Source organism: Vibrio sp. 1159, assembly GCF_033340395.1.
Classification (GTDB): Bacteria; Pseudomonadota; Gammaproteobacteria; order Enterobacterales; family Vibrionaceae; genus Vibrio; species Vibrio alginolyticus.
The window spans coordinates 1-579 of the sequence record NZ_JAWOWL010000176.1 but is presented as its reverse complement, the minus strand read 5'-3'; the positions used below and the strand labels follow the sequence as shown (position 1 = coordinate 579).

Here is a 579-nt window from a genome sequence, read left to right as displayed (position 1 = left end):
TGGTAGGCACTGGAAAATAGCATTATGTTCACTGTCTACTGGCAGCAACTCTGCCCCGTATTGTTCAACGGCATCAATAAACAACTGTCCAGACATGACAAGCGCTTCTTTATTCGCCAGCAATACGCGCTTACCCGCTTTAACGGCCGCCATGGTTGGCAACAAACCCGCTGCACCAACGATGGCTGCCATTACGCTATCTATTTCTTCTAATGAAGCCACATGACAAAGTGCATCAACACCACCTAACACTTCTGTATTTGGTGAAATGGTGTGGATTTCTGATTGCAGAGCAACAGCCGCAGCCTTATCCGCCATTACTGCGAATTTAGGCTGCCATTGGCGACAAAGTGCCACCATCTTTTCAACGTTAGTGCCAGCCGCTAGTGCGACCACAGAAAACAGCTCTGGGTTTTGTTCAACCACTTTTAAGGTGCTTGCACCTATTGAGCCTGTTGCACCAAGAATCGTTAACTTTTGCATGATGTAAGACCGTTAGAAAAATTCAGGAGCGATGAAGCCGCTCCCGATAAATTAGAATACGTAGTATAGAAGAGCAAAGACTGGAAATGCAGCAGT

1 pseudogene is annotated in these 579 nt (G+C 46.5%); it reads right to left on the bottom strand.

The annotated features are described in order from the left end of the window. A pseudogene (locus R7127_RS26820) lies at positions 1–483 on the bottom strand (1-deoxy-D-xylulose-5-phosphate reductoisomerase); the annotation flags it as partial. Positions 484–579: the final 96 nt, after the last annotated feature.